Consider the following 17,178-nt stretch of genomic DNA (forward strand, 5'->3'; position numbering starts at 1 on the left):
GTTAATCCACGCCTTAACGCATAATCATTTGCTCGCGACCAGGACCAACCGATACCATTTTCACTGGTACACCCATTAGTTCTTCAATACGCAGAACGTATTTTTGTGCCGCAACTGGTAGCTCTTCGAATTTACGACAACCAGTAATGTCTTCGCTCCAGCTTTCCATCTTCTCGTAGATTGGTGCTAGTGCAGCCGTTTGAGGCCAAATTGGGTTTTCGCTGTGCTCGCCTTCGTAACCAACACAGATTTTTAGATCTTTAAGACCAGTCAGACAGTCTACTTTGGTCAGAGCGATTTCAGTCGCTGCTTGAAGCTCAACGCCGTTCTTAGTCGCTACTGCATCAAAGTAACCCATGTCACGTGGACGACCTGTTGTTGCGCCGAATTCACCCGCAAGTTCACGGAATGCATCTTGCTCTTCCATTGCAGTGATTAGCGTACCAGTACCTACTGATGAGCTGAACGCTTTTGCTACTGCAATAACGCGCTCTGGACGTAGAGCAGGAAGACCACTACCAATACCTGCGTACATAGACACAACGTTTGAAGATGTAGTCCATGGGTACTCACCGTAAACAAGGTCACGGCCCGCACCTAACTGTGCTTCGAACAGTAGAGTTTGGTCTTTTGCTTGCAGCTCTTTTAGCGGCAGCGTTACGTTGCAGATAGCATCACGCCAAGGTGCTGATACTTCTAGCAACCAGTTCGCCATTTCTTCAGCGGTTTGTTCGAATTCGAACGTTGGGTAAAGGGCACGTAGTTGTGGAAGTTTCCAGTCCATCCAAAACTTGATGCGTTCTACTAGAACTTCTGGTTGTTTCAGCCAACCAACTAGGATGCCTTTTTTCATCACACGGTCACCGTATGCAGGTGCAATACCTTGATGAGTTGAACCGTATGCTTTGTCGCCTAAGCGTTGTTCTTCTAGCGTATCTTCTAGTGCGTGTAGAGGTAGACACAGTGTTGCGCGATCAGAGATGCACATGTTCACTTTAACACCCGCTTCCGCGACTTCCGCAATCTCCTCAGACAGCGACGCAGGGCTGATAACCATACCCGGACCTAAAACTGCCAAACAGTCAGGGTTGAAAACGCCACTTGGTAGCTGGTGCAGCTTGAACGTACCTAGGTCGTTAACTACGGTGTGACCCGCGTTGTTACCACCTTGGAAACGAATGCTTGCAGAAGCTTGCTCTGCCAAAAAGTCAACGATGCGGCCTTTGCCTTCATCACCCCAGTTTGCACCCACAACAACGATAGACGACATAATTCATTCTCCAAAAACAGACCGGAAAATCTTAGGATGCTCGCATGAATAAGAGAAATTAATTATACTCATTAACTTGATAAGAAAGTCATATCGGGTAATTTTCTATGTTGGATTTGAACTGGTTACGTACATTTGTCACCTTGGCAGAAGTGAAACATTTCGGGAAAACAGCGATTGAACTGCACATGACGCAGCCAAATGTCAGTCTTCATATCAAGCAGTTAGAACAAGCCACTCGTACCAAGTTGATTGAACGCAACCCAGTACAATTGACTCAAGCGGGTAAGCGATTATTAGATACCGCCCAACACATGTTGAATGAGCTGCAAATTTGCCAATCCGATCTCAATGCCATTAACGATTTAACACAAGGGACGCTCTCGATTGCGGCGAGCGATATTGTCTCGCGTCTGTTACTTATCAAGCCGTTTCAACAATTCAAAAACGAATATCCTGGTATCGACTTAGCGCTGTTTAATACCACCTCATCGCAAGCGGTGGATTTGGTAAAAAGTGCCCGTGCAGACATCGGCTTTGTTATTGCCCAGAAAGAGAGTCAGCCACTGCATTTCACGCCTCTGACGCAAATTCATTGGTGTGCTTTCGGCGATAACATCTTCGATTGGCGAGATAACAGTGAAGAGAACCAAACACTGATATTGCTCGGTCACGATACCCGAACGCGCGAGTTGATTGATGCATCGCTACCAGAGCTAAACCTGCCAAAACATAGAGTCATGGAAGTGGGCAGTGTAGAGGCTCAAATTGATTGGGCAGAAGCCGGATTTGGAACCGCAATTGTGCCGGACTTCTCACTCGATCCAAGATTGAAACTATCAAGAAAAGTGACGCCGTTACCCAGCTTCCCCAACACCGATTTTGGCTACATCGTTCGCCAAAACCAAGTGCTGTCCAAAGCCGCAAAACAGCTTCTTAAATGGGTAGCTGAGAATGTCTCTGTGGTGGGGTAGGCAATAGTTACTGTAGTGCTTTGAAGACTGAACTATTTAACTTCTTCAACAATAAGTTAAATACATACTTTATGAACTTAAATGATAGATCAGTAATTTTATGAACTACTTTCCCAGCAAATCGGAGCATATGCCCCAATAACCCTTCTGTTTGCTCCCTAAACCTATCAGAAATTCGGACGATTTTTTCAATGGATCTTGCTACCAGATCATAGAACGTGAAACTGCCTACAAATGCTCCCTGTATCGCAATTAAACCAACGTATCCAGCTTCCTTTAATAGAGTCCTCAATGCTGCTGCTATTTTGTCAGCCCAATGACCGTTGAACATGACTTGATGACTGTTCTGAAACTTTAATCTAACAGATCTATGGAGATGTATTTTCGAAGATCTTCCGATGTGTTGCCAAGAGTCTGAAGTAAGTGTTTTTTGATACCCGATAGAAGATGCTAACTTGTGAGCATCTCCCAAAATACCTACGGATGAGTCGAGTCTGAACTCTGGTTTATCAATAGGTGCATGTACAAATGGCCACAACGGTACCATTGGTATGGGGTCGGCACCATTTGTGCAACGGAAAATTGCAAAGTTTGAGTTGGTTGATTTTTGAGCGTAAGGTTGCAAGCCTACACGAGGTGCTCCAAAGGTATAAAGTACCACATTGATTTTAAAGTTAACTCTAATCCAGTCTGCACACAATGAGGCTATAGCGCCCCCTAAACTATGACCAACACAATGTACTGTTTTTATGCTGTTAGCATTGCTTTGTATATAGGTAGAGAGGTGGCCTTTCAAACTATGAAATGTGTTAACAAACCCTGCATGAGCACTAGACCCGTTGCTACTTCCTTTTATTCCAATATTCAGGTCGGTTAGTTTATCTGCCGTGTAGTCAAAGTTGGTACCTCGGAATGCAAGTACAAATTGCCCATTTTGATCTCCAGTCCCCTTTGCACAAAGTACGAAATTAGAGATTCTTTTTGAAACTAACCCTAGAGTTGAGCCAGTTTGTGCTTGGATGGTCGTTTTGCCTACATCAAAAGAGAACTTTTTAGCTAATCTGCGGTGTGGTTTGAATGTTTTAGTATCAAACTCGATATCGTAAGCTTGCTCTGCAAATGTAAGCGCTTCTTTAGGGGAGAGTGTTTTCACTTAGTATAACTCCTCAAACGTGAGCTCACTTTGAGAACAAATACTATAAACCTCATTTGTAACAGGCTCATTTTTTGACTCTGGATATGAGAATACTTTAAGCGGCTCGACTAGATTACAATTTAGGTTTTGCAACGACTTAATGATCGGTTCTGAAACTTGATACGTGTGAAGTTTGGATTGCCATATGGTTACTTCATTACCATCAAATATCGTACTAACATCCAATTTTACTCTTATATCTTGCAGAGAATGCTGTTTGTGATCAGGTGGTAGAAGAACTGGGCTAAACGAGAAATCTCCGTTTTCATCCGTAACGACAGTATCTGTTTTGACTCCGTTATGAACTATAGTCCTCTCTACTTTCAATCCTCCGATAGGTGTTCCGTTTTGATTTATAGAGCCTTGAATAATAGGACTTAAAGTAAACTCCATGGGTTTCGCTATTCCTTGAAATGTGAAAAAAACTAGCAACAGTAGGTGGTTACGCATACGCCACGCTTTATTAGAAAATAATCACCATATTTGTTTTTGCTAGCGTATTTTTCAACAACGCTTGAGAGATTCTCGGCTCGAATCACTTGCTAATGTAATTAACATTTCTAACGTTGGACTAATTTAATATTGAAAGTACTATTAACGTTGTTTTCGAAGCGTTGAACTCCATAAAATGAATAGTCGCAACCTATCCATCCCTCTACCATCTTTGATTCACCGAATTGGTGGCGATCATGCTAAGCGAGCTAAAGCAATAGCGGCTGAGAAGAAGTGCGAAATGAAGCGCATTCGACGCTCGCGTAATTGGCAAATCGCTGGAGAGGCTTTGGATTTAAAAGCGTTCCTCGATCATATCAAAGCAGAAGAATCTGAGCCGATGCGATTTGTGATCAACAAAATGGAAGTTGGCCTGGCTAAGCACAGCGATAAGCTTGAACCTTTGGAAGCCAAGCTGATTCGATTAGTCTTGGAGAATCCAAACATTACTTTGGCGGAGCTAATGTCGGAAACCAACTGTACCATCGCCCAAGCTCGAACGGCGCGTTTCGATGCTGAGATGCTATAAACCTGAAAGTTTCTTCTCCTATTCCCTGTCTATATAGGTAAGCGATTGATTATCAAACATCGGATATTGTAGAGAAGGAAGGTTATGAAGCTGATATTGAAACTGTTTAGCGTATTCTTCATTTGGGGGAGTTTGACGCTTCCTGCTTTCGCTCTTGATCTTGTTTATAGCGACTTTCTCGGTAAAGCGATTCGTGGTTATGACCCTGTCGCCTACTTCACTCAATCAAAACCAGTCAAAGGTGACAGCGATTTCACTTATCGTTGGAATGATGCCAAATGGTACTTTTCATCAGCTGAAAATCGAGAGGCATTCGTGAAAAATCCTGAGAAATTTGCTCCGCAATATGGTGGCTATTGTGCTTGGGCAGTGAGCAAAGGCTATACCGCCAAGATAGATCCAAATGCATGGAATATTCACGATGGAAAACTCTACCTAAACTACAGCAAATCCGTGCAAGTCACTTGGCAGCAGGATATTCCGGGTAACATTGTCAACGGTGATAAAAATTGGCCGAAACTGCTTGCTGAATAGTGGCTACCCTAATAAACAAAAGGTCGCTGTTATAGCGACCTTATTCATTTGTTTTTAGAAAGCCTTACCACATCAAATCGTCTGGTACGACGAAATCTGCGTACGGGTCATCTTCTGCAGGGATGTCTGCTTCTGGTTCTTTCTGTTCGATGATCACAGACTCGTCACGCTGAGCAATCTTGTTCGCAACAGGACGAGGAATTACCACATAGCTTTCACCAACGATGGCGATTGCCAAGATGCCTTTGATCAACTGATCACGGACAAGTGAATCGACATAGAGAGATTTCACTAGCGTGCCGTGAGTGAAGTTGTATTTGATATCACCATCTTTCAAATCAAGCTTGTTCATTTCGATCAGCTGAATGATTTGCGCCTTGACTTCTTTGCTCAAACGTTCGTTGTTTTGCTGCTCGCTAAGTTGCTTGTCACGCTCTAACTGCTGACGTTTGTTCTCTTCAACCGCCGCTTTTACTTCGCGTGCTTGAACGCGTGATTTTTTAGAGCCTTTCTTAGCTTTCTTCAGTTTTTTCTCGTTAACCAAGCCTGCTTTTAGCATCTGCTCTTGAAGGGTAAGTTTTGCCATGTTCTATCCGGTTAGTGCGCAATTTTGTGCATTTTAACCAGTCATTAGCCGCAAAGAAAGAGCGTTTGATGCTTGATTCGAATCTTTGTTAAGCAAAAAAGATGGAAATTAATTCAAATAATTCGCGTCTTTTTGAAAGTTCTAACGTCTAAAGTAAATTAGGCCAAACTTTTTTGAAGTGAAACTATGAACACCTCTGAAACCCGATACGTTTCCCAACAAGTGATTGAAGATGCCTGCGAATGGGCAATCATGCATGGAGTGGCTTTTCGTCAAGCCGATAACACGGCTAGGCATTGTCCATTTAGTATTGTGCCCATGACGATTGAGCGTGATGTTTATGAGCACCTTAAAACGGTTACTCCGTTGATTGCCAAATTGATTAGCCATGTTTCGGAAGATCATGACTTCCTACAGACTTCGCTTTCTGAACTTGCGGAAGCAGATGCATTTTTTGGCCGTTTGATGGAATTACATCGTGAAGTTCATGGTGACATTATCAATCGTATCCCCCCTGCGCGTCAGCCATTGCTGCTAATGCGAACAGATTTTATGGATGATCGTAAACACGGCGCAAGAGTGATTGAGTTTAATGGCATTGCGGCAGGGATGGCGCCTTTTGGTCAACGTGCGACGGAACTGCATCAATTCATAAAAACACAATGGGGCAGCGTATACCAAGATTGGTTAGAAGATGAACATGCGATACCAGCAGACAATGTAGGTATGGAGCAACTTGCACTAGGAATAGCGACTGCGGCGAAAAAAGTAAAAGCTCACTTCAACGAAGAGGGAACACCGACTTTCCTTATGGTGGTGCAAAAAAACGAAGGCAATGTTTACGACCAACACTTGCTAGAAATTGAACTGCAAAAGTTGGACGTTAGGACGGTAAGGCGTACTTTTGAACAGCTAAGCTCTAAATTGTCTTCGGGAGAGCGTCAGCGCCTTGTATTGGAAGATATCGGTGGCGTAGATGTGGTGTATTTGCGTGCAGGTTACCAGTACATGGATTACTTTTCACCAGAGCTGAACGAGCCAATTTGCTGCCAGGCATTAAGTCAAACACGTTTGTTTATGGAAAAGCATCACGTAGCGATGAATGCGACCATCAGCCAACAGCTCGCGACCAGTAAGTCAATGCAGATGCTGTTAACCATGATGCCAGCGAGCGAGTATCTGCGTTGGGGGCTCAACCCTAAAGAAGCTGAGTTAGTAAAAAGTGTATTGGCGGATATGAAGCCAATCAACACGGATTCCATTAAATGGTTTGCCGCTTCTGGCAACAAAGACGAATGGGTTCTAAAAAACCAAGGTGAGGGTGGCGGCCACTGTATCTTTGGTGAAGACATATCAAAACAATTGAGCCGATTACCGAAAGAGCAATATAACGCTTGGGCTTTGATGCAACGTTTGCATCCGCATGAAAGAGATAAGCCGACTATTGCGGTGCGCGATGGTCAGCAAACACTTGTGAATGATTTGGTGAGTGAAATCGGATTGTTCACCGTCCACTACAAAGGTGAGCCTGTCACTGAACTGGATGGTTATGCAGGGTATTTGATTCGCAGCAAGCCCGCCAGTGAAAACGAAGGCGGCATCCACAGTGGCAAAGGTATCTTGGATTCCCTAGTGCTGGTGGATTGAAAAAGATAAGACTCTCCGTGAGTGGTGCGCGGAGAGTGTTTTTTCTTTGATGGGTACAACGCAACGTATGCTCGTCCAAAGAAACATATCACCAAATATTCCTGCCTATAACGTCGCTACATAGCAAAGCTGATGTGAACAATTATGTCGTTTTTAAACAGTTAAATTTCGCGCTTAAATATACTCTTAGACAATAATTTGGGGTGATGAATTGCTTTGATCTGACATCTTTGATGAAAATAGGATACTAATTAAATAAAACGTTATGTTGTATTTTTATATTGATTAGCCATTTTTAATGTGTTTTTTGTCAGTTTTATCCGTGCATATTGTGATCTTATCAATACTTTATTTTATTGATGCAATTATATTTTATTTAATTTGGTTTAAATTTGTCGACGTCAGTCACAAAAGAAAAGGTAAGGAAATAAACTCAATTAATGATCCTTTAACATAGCGCGATAATCCTCGTAAGTGAATGTTGTTGCTAGTAATGACCGATATATTGTTGTCTTTTCCGACCAATGTGTTCTTTGTACCTTTTGTTTTTCTTATCTTGATAATGTGCATAGACTTCATATTCAATGTCGTGGATGTCGCCGTCGCTGATATAGACTTATTCGAATCTGGCAATCTATTTAGTGGAGGGTTATTGTTACCTCCTATATTATCTAAAGTCCCACTAGCGGTGGGCCTGTGCGTGAGCTTCTTCTTCGCCACTATTCTGTCTTTCTATTTGTCTTCTTCTATAGATCAATACATTAGTTCTACTGCAGCGATGATTGTGAAAGTCGTTTCTATCCCAGTTAACTTCTATTTGTCTTTGTATATTAGTGCCAAGCTATTAAGCCCATTAGCGCCACTCTTCGATAAGAGCAAGGCGTTTGCAAAGGTCGATTTTGTAGGGATGAAAGCAAAAGTGCACAGTGGTGAAGTGAATGCTAAACGCGGTGAAATTATTGTCCATCATAATGGCAGTGAATTCTTACTGGATGCACGAATATTAGAGTCGGATGCACCCATTGAATATGGAAACGACGTCGTGATCGTTTCTCTAAATAAACAAAAAAAATATTACATTATTAATCAGTAGCTAGAAAATTAAGGAGCAGCTATGCAGATTTCTCCAAGTCTGATATTCCTTGGAATTGGTATCGGGATTTTTTTGATTATTCTTGTGTTTCTTACCACCCGATATAAAAAAGTTCGAGGCGAGGGCGATGCACTCATTGTAAACGGACTGCATGCCACACGCGCTTCTTTAACGGGTACTTTTGTATGGCCGGTTATCAACAAATTTGAGTTCATGGATATTACTCGTAAAAAAATCTCGGTTGTTCGAAGCGGTCGCAAAGATCAAGAAGGCGAAGAATATGAGGGCCTGCACTGCCGAGATAATATTCGTGCGGACCTTAAAGTCGATTTCTATATCGGTGTGAATCATGAAGAAGAAGACATTGTCCGTGTTGCCAAGCTCTTTACTGCCCATGATGCTTCTAACCTAGATCGCCTGAAAGAGCATTTCCAACCTAAGTTTTCTGAAGCACTTAAAACGGCGGTAAAACAGTTTGAATTCGAAGAACTGTTAACCAATCGTCGAGCGTTCCGTGATGCCGTTGTTGAAGTAATCGGTAGTGAAATGGACGGCTTCAAAATCTATGACGTTGTGATCGATAAAGTCGACCAAACGGCTCTAGATGCGCACAGTCCAGGCAACATTCTCGATGTCGAAGGCATTCGTAAAATCTCTGCTATTACCGCGCAAAAGAACACGGAAACGAATGCGATTCGTCAGGATGAGCAAACGACAATTAAGAAGAAAAACGTTGAGGCTGAAGCGAACCGTCTCCAGCTTGATAAACAAGAGAAAGAGAGCATTGCTCGCACTCAGCGTGAAATCGATATTATCAAAGCGCAAGAAGAAGCGTTGGCCGCTGAAAAGCGTGAAGAATATGAGCGAATTACTAAGCTAGCGGAACTTGAAACCGAGGAAGAAGTCGCTAAGAAACGCGAGAGTGTCGAGATGGAAGTCGAGATGACACGCATTGCAAACCAGCGTCAAGTCGCGATTCAACAAGAAGAGCTAAATCGTTCTGTAGAGACTGAGCGAGTTCGCACTTCGTCGGAAGTCGCCGAAAAAGAAATGCAGAAAGAGACGACGGTCGAAGAAGCGATGAAGTCTGTTGCAGAGACGCGTTCTCAACGTGTTGAAATCGAGCGTAAGATTGCACGTGAAGAGGAAGAAACAGAGAATTTACGTGTTAATGAACGTGTAAACCGTGAAAAACGCATCAAACTGACGGAGGCTGAAGCCGTCGCTGAAGCCGCTCAAATTGAACTGCTTGTTGCGGCACGAGCTGAAAAAGATGCAGCTCGCGAGCGTTCTGAACGTATCTTGATTGAAAACGAAGCTGAGCTGAAAGTGAAAACACGCGATGCGGAAAATGAGCTTGCGGTGAAGACTCGCCAAGCGGAAGCGGAACAGGTTGTGACGACCAAGCGTGCAGAAGCTGAGTTCGTATCAAAAGATCGCGAAGCGGCAGCGAAAGAGCGAATGGCACAAGCTGAGAAAGAAATGATCAGTGCAACAGGCCTAGCTGAAGTGGAAGTGGAACGTGAGCGTGCCCTTGCGATTAAAGAGACAGGGGAAGCAGAAGCTTACACCTTGCAAAGTGCGGGTGAAGCGGAAGCGCAAGCACTGCGTGCGAAAGGTTTGGCAGAAGCAGAAGCGCAAACTGCTCGCTTTGAGGCTGCTCAACAATACGATGATCACACTCGTGAGCACGACAAGTGGGTTATGCAGCTACAGCAAGAGAAAGACCTTGAAATGGCGCGTATTGACGCTCAGAAAACCGTGGTTGGGGCGAACGCTCAAGCCTTGGGTGAAGCCTTGTCTAAAGCTGATATCCGTTTGTTTGGTGGTGAAGGGATGGAGCAAATCCGTCGCACTATCATGGATGCCGCTGTCGTTGATGCGAAGTTTAATGAGTCAGAAGTCCTTAACCCATTGGTTTCAGACTATGTGAATGGAAACCGTAGTCTGCCACAAGACATCAAAGACGTGTTAGAGAGTACAGAACTGAAAAGCAGTGATTTGAGCAACGTTGCTTTAGCGGGGTTGCTGAATTCACAAGGTGGCGCCGCGGAGCTGATGAAGAAAATTCAAAGCTCATTAGACACAACAACCAGCGATAAATCTTAACCCTTCATTCTCTCTAAGAAATCCCGCTTCCTCGCAAGCGGGATTTATAGGTATTAGCATGTCAGATATGACTCAAAAAGCGGTGAGTGATGCTGGTGCATACGATGTTTTAAAGACGCGTTTGTTGCAGCAAGGCAGCCAGCTAAAGTCTCTCTCCCAATCCTTCAATCAGCAACGTCAAGAAACGTTTGGCGGTCAAGATTTTAACTTGATCGGCAAGGTCAATGTTCAAACCGATGCCAAGTGTATTCCGATCGACATGGCTCAGGTAAACCAGCATTTACTGTTCGGTTATCATGTCCAAGTCGGGATGAAAGCGACGCCTTCATTGGATGATGTCTTCGGGCTTTATCTCCTCCATGAAAATGAAGGTACATTTCGTGTAGAACGTCTCCCACTTGAATCCAGTTTTTTATCGGATTCTCGTTTTACCCATGAATTGTCGGAACTGTTTACTTACTACCGAGACGCGAGGCTTTCTCAAATCTCTCGTCAAGAAAGCACGCTTTACCTCGCCTTCCAAATCGGAATGCGCCCGGAAGACAGGAAAGTATTTCGTTTTCAGATCAACGCCCACTCTATCGAGTACATTGATTCTTTGGGGCAAAATGCGCTAACCAGTGTTCCTCAACATGATTTTGATTGGATCCCAACAACGCGAGATGATCATGTGCTTGGCGATCACCCGCATGTATCTCTTCAAGATAAGCTGTTTGTTGAATGTGTGGGTGGGGACTTAACCATCAAGGTGGAAGACAACACCAAAGATGGCAAAGGTATCTACAGAGAGGAAGTTGAAGATCCTCATCAAAGCGTTGCTGATGCACAGATCGACTACGCGTTTGTCGGAGACTTAATCGCGCTACGAGTAAAGCCAAACCGAGAAAAACACGCTCGATACTTCCTCTACAATTCAGTGAATCAGTCCGTCGTAAGGGCTGATGCATTAAGGGCAAGTGCAAAAACGTTACCTGAAGATCATGGTGTGCTTTACGCTAATGGTTATGTTTTATCAAATGGCGAAGACAAACAGTTCGCCTTTGAAGCTGACCAGCTCAAGTTTTTCCAACAGATCACGTCACCGAATGGTGAAGACATTCTTTATATCTTTTTCAACGCCGTTGAAGGTTATTACATCGCCTACACCTACAACTTGATTGAAAAGAAATTTGAAGCGCCAATGGAAAGCCACGGTTACAGCTTATACCCAGATGGCCGCTGGTTAGTGTTTCAACTGTCAGAAAATGAAGAAGCGTCTACCATCCACCCAATGAGAATTTGGGATACGCCATTTTCTACACCAGAGCACTATGCGAAGGTCAATGCGCAAACTCAAGGCAGTAGTCCGCTTTTCAATCTTGGTAATACTGAGCTAGTGCGAGCACTGTCTTCTGTACTCTCGATTTGCCAATTAGCACAGAGTGAAGAGGTGACTCAAGCGGCCTATGAGGTACTGATAAAGCAGTGTCGTTCAACGCTCGATCACTACACCTGGCTCAATCATGATTACGCTTGTGGAATAGGCAGTGCGATCAATGAACTCATGGGGACTACCGATAAGATCATCGATGAGTTTGCCAAAGTTCAACAGCTACAAAAACATGCAGCAAGCAGTCTTGATGAGCAAAAATCTGCGGTTTCCGAGCTTATCGGGAAAATCAAACTGGCACCCAAAGAGCAAGCGAACACGCTACTGAGTTTACTTAGTGAGGTAAAAGGGCAAGTTGGCGTGACTATGTCGCTCCGTCAGCAGCATTATATTGATGAGGTTCAAGTCGACCGTTTGCTTGAAGAATTACAGGCACAGCGTGAGTCACTTAACCTACACTTGCTCACTCTTCTTCAGGACGAAAAAGCGTACGTCCCGTTCAAGAAGCAAATTCAGAAAATCGAGTTACAACTCGAAGAAGTGAGCAAAACGGCGGAGATTCAGAAACTCAGCGAAGAAGTGGAAACACTTCGTCATGAGCTTCAAATAGTGACGGAAGAAGTTACAGACATCGAAACCGAAGACCCGACACAAGCGACTCGAATTTTAGACCTTACGACAGAAGTAACGTCTTTACTTAATACTGTTTCAGCGAAGCTAAGAGCAAAATCTCAAGGCTTACAAAGTGAAGAAGCTCAAGCGGAATTTAGTGCTCAATTTAAGCTGCTCAGCCAATCGGTGAGCAGTGCAATGGAGCAAGCATTAACGCCAGATGATTGTGATACTCAACTTGCTAAGCTTGTTGGGCAACTTGATAAGTTAGAGTCGCGTTTTGCAGATTTCGACCAGTTTTTGACCGAAATATATTCAAAGCGTGATGAGATCCAATCGACACTGGATAACCACAAGCAACAGCTCATAGCGGGTCAACAACGTCGAGTTCAAAACTTGCTCCAAGCGGCGAATGTCACTATGAGCAGTGTAGAAAAGCGCGTTGAACGATTTGATGATGTCGCAGGGCTAAATAGTTACTTTGCTACTGATGCAATGGTACTTAAGCTACAACAGTTGTCTCAGACTATTCGTGACCTTGGCGATAGTGTGAAAGCTGATAGTGTTGACGCAAAATTGAAATCGCTTCAAGACCAATCTTTGCGAGCGTTACGAGATAACCAAGACATCTTCGAGAAAGGTGGAACCGTTCTGCGTTTGGGCAAGCATCGGTTCAGTGTGAACCAGCAACCACTTGACCTTAGTTTGGTCGATCAAAGTGGTGAATTGGCGTTACACATTTCCGGAACGGATTTTTACCAAGCGGTAGAAGACCAAGCATTCCTCGACTTGCAAACCGTTTCTCGTTTAGACGTAGCCTCAGAAAGTGAAGATGTCTATCGAGCGGAATATCTGGCGTATTTGATATTGCATCAAGCTTCTATCAATCAAGATGGGCAGAGCCTAGAAACGCTTTATGAAGCTTTGAAAGAAGATAAGTTGAATGAACTCGTCCAACGCTTTGCGGCACCACGTTATCGAGAAGGGTACGTCAAAGGTATCCACGACCACGATGCAGTCAACATTTTACTTAAAGTGCTGCCTGTTTATCAGCAAGCGGGTTTACTACGTTACAGCCAAACTGCTCGCTCAAAAGCCATCTTGTGGTTATTGGAGCAAGATGCTGAACGAATAGAGCATTATCAACAACAGGCACAAAACGCTAAGTTATTACGAGAGCATTTAAATGCATCGCAAGCGTATCAAGAGCTGCAAAAACAACTGGTTGATTCCCTAAATGATGATCAACATGAAGCCGCTGACTACCTTGCGCAGCTATTGAGTGAGCAAGATTGGCAAATCGAAGTGAGTCAGGATTCTCTTTCTCTCTGTGAAGATTATTTGCAATTCAGACGCAGTTTGGGCTGGCAACCTCAACCGCTCAGCTTTACTGAATCATTTAACGATCACCACCAGTGGCTCAGTGCGTACACTACTAAAAAGCAATACGGTCAGGCATTCGCGTGTGAGGCTGCAACGGTTGCTGTCGTGAATACCATGTCTGAGCAAAGGTTAGGTAGTGTCGACTTTTCATTGGTGTGTCATGTCGAGGGGTTATTGGGAGAACACGCTCGAATAAATAAGGGCAGTGTAGAGCTCGTGTTGGATGACTTTATTCAAAGAAACGAGCATCATCGAAGCTCGGTGGTTCCGAACTTCGAAGCCTATCTATCGCAGCGTACCCAGTTGCTGAGCTCTGCCAAAGAAGACTTTCGTCTTGGTGAATTCAAACCTCGCCCATTGACGTCATTTGTTCGCAACAAGTTGATCAGTGAGAGTTACTTACCTCTTATTGGTGACAACTTTGCTAAGCAAATGGGCACGTTAGGCGACAAAAAGCGTACTGATTTGATGGGTATGCTACTTCTTATCTCTCCGCCTGGTTACGGTAAAACGACGTTAATTGAGTATGTTGCGCACAAATTAGGCTTGGTGTTCATGAAGATCAATGGCCCTTCCATCGGTCATCAAGCGACATCCCTCGATCCAGCCGATGCTCCCGATCAAAATGCGGCGCGTGAAATTGAAAAAATTAACCTCGCGTTCGAGATGGGCAACAACGTGTTGCTGTACTTGGATGATATTCAACATACCCATCCTGAGTTTTTACAGAAATTCATCTCACTCTGTGATGGCACGCGTCGAATAGAGGGAACATGGAAAGGGAAAACGAAAACCTACGACATGCGTGGCAAAAAGTTTGCCGTCGTGATGGCGGGTAACCCGTACACCGAGAGTGGTGAAGCGTTCCGAATCCCGGATATGTTGGCTAACCGTGCGGACATCTACAACCTCGGTGATATGCTGTCTGACCAAAAAGCGATCTTCGATTTAAGCTTCATCGAAAACTCGCTCACATCCAACAATGTTCTTGCGCCTTTAGCGACACGAGATCTGAATGATTTGTACCGCTTTGTCAGAATGGCTGAGGGGGAAAACATCGCGCTGAGTGAGATGAGCCATTCTTACTCTGCTATTGAATCTGGCGAGATCGTGACGACCCTACAAAAACTGATCATGGCGCAGCAAATTGTCTTGAAGGTGAACCAGCAGTACATCAAGTCAGCCGCAACAGCGGACCAGTATCGCGTTGAACCGCCGTTTAAGCTGCAAGGCTCGTATCGAAACATGAATAAACTGGCGGAGAAAATATCGTCAGTGATGACCGACCAAGAGATGAACACGCTGCTTCAAGATCACTATCAGGGTGAAGCGCAAACGCTGGCTGCGGGCACTGAAGAGAACCTACTCAAACTTGCAGAGTTACGCGGTGACATGACGGATGAACAGCAAGCTCGTTGGTCTGAAATCAAAGAAGGGTATCAGCGTCAGCAAATGATGGGTGATTCCGAAGACCGAGCAGGACAGGTGGTGCAGCAACTTGCGATGCTGAATCAACATGTTGCTCGATTTGGTCGTCATGATCAGGAGGGAAGCTAAATGAATCGACAGAAATGGTCAGCGTGGTTAGAGGCCTCGATACAAGATTACCGCCTAGATGATAGTGAGCGAAGAGAACTTCAATCGGAGCTGCAGGATTCGGTATTAAGTCATGAAGACCGCTCATACCTGCGGAATTTGAGCTTTAAGCTTGTACAACAAGAAATACAAAACCAGGGCGATGCTGCTGCTCTGGTTCGCTGGTTAGAGCGAGTGGTCAAAGTCTTAGATAATGTAATGAGTGCGAACTTAGCAGATACCGCGTCAAGTTGGTTTTCACCGGGTAGAGCGTGCGCGTCCGGCATCATTGAACAGCTGAAACTGGCTCGTCATTCAGTGGATATCTGCGTTTTCACTATTGCAGATAATGACCTAACCGATCAGATCCTTTCGGCGCATAAAAGAGGTGTGGCGGTCCGAATCGTGACCGACAACGACAAAATGTACGATAAAGGTAGTGATGTTGAATATCTTGCAGCACAAGGTGTCGCGGTTAAAATTGATACCACTCGATACCATATGCACCATAAGTTCGCGATATTCGATCAACAACGGTTGATCAATGGCAGCTTTAACTGGACGCGCAGTGCTTCTAAATACAATCAGGAAGATATCACGCTTACCGACGATCGCAGGTTTGTTTCTGCGTTCTCAAGACAATTTGAAACGTTATGGCAAAAGTTCCCTTGCCATAAGCCGTCATAAATATAGGGAGATCCCATGACCGAATTGATGAATTCTGAACATCAGGTACTTGAGGTGGACGCTACTCCTCAAATCGTCGCGCTAGCAGAGCAATTTGATGCGTTTGACAGTGTGGCGACGATCACTTTTGGTAAAGAAGCACTAGAAAAAATCACCGCTTTCTCTGACGAAGTATTAGAGCAAGTTCGTGTTCGAGATAGTGGTGAAGCTGGCGATATCCTGCATGCCATGGTGTCGTCCATGGACAGCGCTGAATTCTCTAATTTAGGCAAAACCAGCTTGTTATCGAGACTTCCTCTAGTCGGTGAGCTTTTTGATTCATTCAAAAAATTCTCGGCTAGTTTTGATTCAGTGAAGAGCCAACTGGAACAGCTTTCAGGGCGTTTAGAAGCGCAAGAAATGAAGTTGGCTCATGATATTACCCAACTCGATACGCTCTATGACCACAACTTAGATCTACTTGGCGGATTAGAACAGTACATTGCCGCTGGTAAGTATAAGTTAAATCAGCTTACTCAGAATGTGTTACCAAGCTTACTGGCACAATCTGAGCAAAGTGGTGACGCGTTGGATGCCCAGAAATATCGTGATGCGACCCAAGCCGTTGCGCGTTTAGAGAAGCGCGTGCATAACCTTGAGCTTACTCGCCTTGCTGCCATCCAAACCGCGCCCCAGATTCGATTGTCTCAAGAAGGCAATAAAATGCTGATGGAAGACATTCAAGATATCGTTCACAACACCTTCCCGTTGTGGAAGCGCCAATTCTTGATTGCGATTTCCAATTACGAAAAAGAGAAAGCGTTGAAGGTAACGCGCGCGGTGAAGGATTACACCAATAAGCAATATGTACAAAACGCGGAGAAACTGAAGGCGTTAGAAGAACAAATTGCAGAAAACTACCAGCGTGGCATTCTCGACCTCGATTCTCTAGAGACCGTGAATCAACTGACGATAGAAACGCTGAACAATACGCTATCGCGAGTGAAGGAAGGCAGAGCGCAACGTGAGCAGGCTCAGCAAGTGATTGAGCGAGCAGAGGCGGAACTTAAACAAGCGCTTCAGCAAACCTTGTAAGGTGAATCATCAAGAAATCACTCCCTTACTCGTTTTTTATATACTTTTA

The 17,178-nt window shown here is 44.3% G+C and carries 13 protein-coding genes; 9 read left to right on the forward strand and 4 right to left on the reverse strand.

Going from position 1 to position 17,178, the window contains the following annotated elements:
- Positions 1-13 precede the first annotated feature (13 nt).
- Complete coding sequence (locus tag C1S74_RS19800) at positions 14-1,270, reverse strand: adenylosuccinate synthetase (protein ID WP_045397155.1); 1,257 nt, start codon at positions 1,268-1,270, stop codon at positions 14-16.
- A gap of 107 nt (positions 1,271-1,377) precedes the next feature.
- Between C1S74_RS19800 and C1S74_RS19805 the strand changes: the two genes are divergently transcribed.
- Complete coding sequence (locus C1S74_RS19805; RefSeq protein WP_045397158.1) at positions 1,378-2,244, forward strand: LysR family transcriptional regulator; 867 nt, start codon at positions 1,378-1,380, stop codon at positions 2,242-2,244.
- 7 nt (positions 2,245-2,251) lie between these two features.
- Here C1S74_RS19805 and C1S74_RS19810 read toward each other — a convergent pair whose 3' ends face one another.
- Complete coding sequence (locus tag C1S74_RS19810; RefSeq protein ID WP_045397160.1) at positions 2,252-3,397, reverse strand: lipase family protein; 1,146 nt, start codon at positions 3,395-3,397, stop codon at positions 2,252-2,254.
- Positions 3,398-3,832: a DUF6795 domain-containing protein gene (locus tag C1S74_RS19815; RefSeq protein WP_045397650.1), complete on the reverse strand. Its 435-nt coding sequence runs from the start codon at positions 3,830-3,832 to the stop codon at positions 3,398-3,400. It lies immediately after the preceding gene.
- A gap of 235 nt (positions 3,833-4,067) precedes the next feature.
- On the opposite strand from C1S74_RS19815, the gene C1S74_RS19820 reads away from it, so the two are divergent.
- The gene (locus C1S74_RS19820; protein ID WP_045397162.1) at positions 4,068-4,460 is read left to right on the forward strand and encodes a ribosome recycling factor family protein; all 393 of its coding nucleotides are present in this window, start codon (positions 4,068-4,070) and stop codon (positions 4,458-4,460) included.
- Between the two features lie 84 nt (positions 4,461-4,544).
- Positions 4,545-4,994: a YHS domain-containing (seleno)protein gene (locus tag C1S74_RS19825; protein WP_045397163.1), complete on the forward strand. Its 450-nt coding sequence runs from the start codon at positions 4,545-4,547 to the stop codon at positions 4,992-4,994.
- Between the two features lie 64 nt (positions 4,995-5,058).
- On the opposite strand, the gene C1S74_RS19830 is transcribed toward C1S74_RS19825, so the two are convergent.
- Complete coding sequence (locus C1S74_RS19830) at positions 5,059-5,580, reverse strand: DUF2058 domain-containing protein (RefSeq protein ID WP_038865060.1); 522 nt, start codon at positions 5,578-5,580, stop codon at positions 5,059-5,061.
- Positions 5,581-5,766: 186 nt separating this feature from the next.
- Here C1S74_RS19830 and C1S74_RS19835 point away from each other — a divergent pair, with 186 nt between their 5' ends.
- The 6 genes from C1S74_RS19835 (at position 5,767) to C1S74_RS19860 (ending at position 17,129) form a co-directional block, all read left to right on the forward strand.
- Entirely contained in the window at positions 5,767-7,227 is a 1,461-nt protein-coding gene (locus C1S74_RS19835; protein ID WP_045397166.1) for a glutathione synthase, read from the forward strand.
- Positions 7,228-7,879: 652 nt separating this feature from the next.
- A complete protein-coding gene (locus C1S74_RS19840; protein WP_231565425.1) occupies positions 7,880-8,320 on the forward strand; it encodes a DUF1449 domain-containing protein in 441 nt (146 codons plus the stop codon).
- Between the two features lie 21 nt (positions 8,321-8,341).
- Positions 8,342-10,429 carry a flotillin family protein gene (locus tag C1S74_RS19845; RefSeq protein ID WP_045397171.1) on the forward strand — a complete coding sequence of 696 codons (2,088 nt, stop codon included), beginning with the start codon at positions 8,342-8,344 and terminating at the stop codon, positions 10,427-10,429.
- Positions 10,430-10,487: 58 nt separating this feature from the next.
- A complete protein-coding gene (locus C1S74_RS19850) occupies positions 10,488-15,350 on the forward strand; it encodes a DNA repair ATPase (RefSeq protein ID WP_045397173.1) in 4,863 nt (1,620 codons plus the stop codon).
- On the forward strand, positions 15,351-16,055 hold the full coding sequence (locus tag C1S74_RS19855; RefSeq protein ID WP_045397176.1) for a phospholipase D-like domain-containing protein: 705 nt from the start codon (positions 15,351-15,353) through the stop codon (positions 16,053-16,055).
- A 15-nt stretch (positions 16,056-16,070) separates the two neighbouring features.
- Entirely contained in the window at positions 16,071-17,129 is a 1,059-nt protein-coding gene (locus tag C1S74_RS19860) for a toxic anion resistance protein (RefSeq protein WP_045397179.1), read from the forward strand.
- Positions 17,130-17,178: the final 49 nt, after the last annotated feature.

Source organism: Vibrio hyugaensis, assembly GCF_002906655.1.
GTDB lineage: Bacteria > Pseudomonadota > Gammaproteobacteria > Enterobacterales > Vibrionaceae > Vibrio > Vibrio hyugaensis.